The following is a 3,183-nucleotide window of genomic DNA, read 5'->3' as shown; positions in this document are numbered from 1 at the left end:
GAAGACTTTAAAACAATTTCTTCTGTACCATACTGTAAGTTTGAATATACCGGATGCTCCCAGCTAAAAATAAAACTTCCTCCTGGCTTTAAATACGAATAAATCAGTTCCAATGTTTTTCTTAAATTAGACGTCCATCCTAATGCATAGATGGAATACACTATATCAAAATGCTCTGTCGGTATATTTACTACTTCTTCCATTGCCCCGCGTATTAACTTCGGATTCCAATGCTTTAACGTTTCATTTGCTGTTTCAATTTGCGTCTCTGAAAGATCGAGCCCCCATAACTCTTTCGCGCCACGCTCCGCCAAATATCTCAAAGAATGCCCACTACCACATCCGATATCAAGAATGCTTTTACTTTCAATTGAATCAAATAAATGAATTTCATCTTCTGATGCTGTATATGGTCCGTATTTAGGCAAACAATCTACTTGAAAAAAATGGGGTGCTACTAAGTCCCAACACTTTTTATTTAGCTCTAGCATTTTTGTTTGTTCCATCACTTTTACATTCCCCTCTCTTTTTTCTTTCCCCTATAAGAATTAACCGTTATAACCTGATCTTCCTTTTCTTTTAGCTCGATAATTTTTCACTTTTGCGATTGTACCACAAGCTCTGCCTTCTTCCCCTCCTGCATACATCCCACACCATCTTTTACTTCCATTACGAGAATGGTCGTAAAAGACCCAGCGGCAATCCGGACATGCTTTTAATCGCCCCCATTGTTTTTGATTAATAGCCTTCAAAATAATTTGTAACATCTTCGTATACAAATTATTTTCTCCTATCGGTTCATATGTGATATCTTCCATATTTTCTGCCACACATACTCGGAATGAGTACTTCTCAAACCACTTTTGCAACATTCCCTGCTCTTCAACAGCACTACGAATATCCTCTCTAAATTGCTTTAACTCGTCCAAGGTATGAAACGCAAGCTCTTCGTTCCAATATTTCTCCCTAAATGTTATAACATCATCTATCATCTGAAACTGATCTATAGGATTTCTTGTATCATTTGGTATTCTCCATGTATTTAAAAACTCCCTAATTATTTCAAGTTGGTTAGGAGCCTCTTGGTTTTGACTCAAAGGTATTCACCATCTTTCTAAAATTTACTTTTTTCTGACTTTATGTATAATTATAATATAAAATAGTTAACCAGTAATTGATTTTAATGGTTACATACCTAGGAGGAGTTCTATGAAAAATTTCTCAATGCCGATACGTTTTATGCTCATTTCTTCATTCTTTATGTCTTTTGGATATTTTGCGGTATWYGCATTTCTAGCTATTTATCTATTAAATTTTCTCCACTTTTCATCCGTGCAAGTAGGAACAGTTTTAACGGTTATGACAATTACATCAAGAGTTATCCCTTTATTCTCAGGATTAATCGCTGACAAAATAGGCTATATCCCACGTCAATTACATTAGGGATACAAGCCATCTTACAAAATAAAATCTTTCTATTATTTTCATTTATTATGATTTTCTTCTACATTATGTTTACTCAACTTACTGTCGCACTCCCACTTCATATGAAAAACATTAGTCATAGTAACCAGCTCGCTACTTTAGTTATTACAATAAATGCTATAACAGGCGTCATGTTTATGGTGTTATTCCGAAAGCTATTTCATAAATACAACACACTTTCTATTATTAAATACGGTGTTTTATTAATGGGAATTTCCTTTTTACTCATTCCTTTATTTCAACACCCATATTGGCTATTTATTTGTGTAATTTTATTTACAATCGGTGAAACACTCGTATTACCTAACGCTGATATCGCTATTGCAAATTACAGTAACGAATCATATACAGCTACTTACTTCGGATTTTATCAACTATCACTCGCATTTGGTTTTATCATTGGTAATTATACCGGTACATGGTTTACATCGAACTTAAACGGAATGTATGCACCATGGATTATTTTCGGTGGAATAGGACTTATTGGTTTTATTTCACTCCATATTTTAAATATTAAAAAAGAGAGCTCTAAAGAGGATATATACCTATGTAATGAGACGAAACATCTTTAACACATTACAATTGAGATGGTACCTTTAGACAAGAAGCCTATAATAAAAAATTCGACCATCATATGTGACGGTCGAATTTTTTTATTCTTCATATTCAAGATGATTATGTCTTTTACAGCCAAATAAATAGCAAGCCCCTATATAATCAGTTTCAAATTCTAACCCTGGAACATATCCAGATTTGATACATTCTATCATTTTTTTATAACAATTATTCTCTTCTGTATATTCCTCAATTAACTCTTTCTTATCTTTTTCTGTCCAATTTTCTTCTACTTCTTCATTATGAACATCTTTTATTTCTGCTGTTTTCGCTTCAATAGATTCTCGTATGACTTCATTTATACGGGAGAAATTATTAGCTTTATATAGAGCATAAACAAATCTACCAATCCAATTGGGACTTTTCCAATCTTCTTTGTATCCCTTTTCGAAGCATTGAATGGCTTCTTTATAGCAATTCAACTCAACATATAAACCTGCTACATTAATTTCTCCTACAAAATCATCAGATTTCCTGTTAAAAGCATCCAACTTCTCTTTCGCTTCTGTTTTTCGCCCTAAATCAATTAAACACTTTACATAGTTATACATTATAATGTCTGAATCCCCTGCAACTCGCAAGAAAAATTCCGAAGCTTCTTCCAGCTCTCCAAGGTTATAATGAGCTACAGCTACATTGTGATATGCTTCATCGGATGGTTGAATCGAAATAGACTTTTGTAATACCTCTTTCGCTTCTGCCCACTTTTCTTGTTTTATGTAAATGTCCCCTAAGATGTTATAAGGAAAGTATGAGGAAGGATTCAACTTAATAACCTCTCTTATTAATTCAAGAGCTTTATCATCATTCTCTTCCTCATAAAAGTACATCCAAGCAAGATTATTGAGAGATTGTACACCTCTAGATTCATGTACTGCTCGGTGAAACAGTTCCATTGCTTTCTCATATTCATTTTGTTCAAACATTTCAATTGCCTTCTCGTTAATATTCAAATAACTACCTCCGAAGTGAATGAATTCATCTATTCCATATCTTTATTTTAAAATGTAAAAATTGTAATTTCCATAAAAATAAGATCGGTTCGCATTAAGTTCTTTCTCCCGTCTACATGTCATCATATAG

3 protein-coding genes and 1 pseudogene are annotated in these 3,183 nt (G+C 33.4%); 1 reads left to right on the top strand and 3 read right to left on the bottom strand.

Going from position 1 to position 3,183, the window contains the following annotated elements:
- Both AC1DJR_RS28575 and AC1DJR_RS28570 read right to left on the bottom strand, forming a co-directional pair.
- A partial coding sequence (locus AC1DJR_RS28575; protein WP_477004109.1) for a class I SAM-dependent methyltransferase occupies positions 1 to 506 on the bottom strand: 506 nt, incomplete at its 3' end.
- Between the two features lie 42 nt (positions 507 to 548).
- A complete protein-coding gene (locus tag AC1DJR_RS28570) occupies positions 549 to 1,103 on the bottom strand; it encodes a CGNR zinc finger domain-containing protein (protein ID WP_429687609.1) in 555 nt (184 codons plus the stop codon).
- Positions 1,104 to 1,209: 106 nt separating this feature from the next.
- On the opposite strand from AC1DJR_RS28570, the pseudogene AC1DJR_RS28565 reads away from it, so the two are divergent.
- Positions 1,210 to 2,057 (top strand): annotated as a pseudogene (locus tag AC1DJR_RS28565) (MFS transporter).
- Positions 2,058 to 2,138: 81 nt separating this feature from the next.
- Here the strand turns inward: AC1DJR_RS28565 and AC1DJR_RS28560 are convergent.
- Positions 2,139 to 3,053, bottom strand: coding sequence for a tetratricopeptide repeat protein (locus AC1DJR_RS28560; protein ID WP_429692005.1), 915 nt, complete (start codon positions 3,051 to 3,053; stop codon positions 2,139 to 2,141).
- Positions 3,054 to 3,183 lie beyond the last annotated feature (130 nt).

This window comes from Bacillus sp. 05T31, assembly GCF_056396725.1.
The sequence above is the reverse complement of the archived record's forward strand: the minus strand, read 5'-3'. Positions and strand labels throughout refer to the sequence as shown.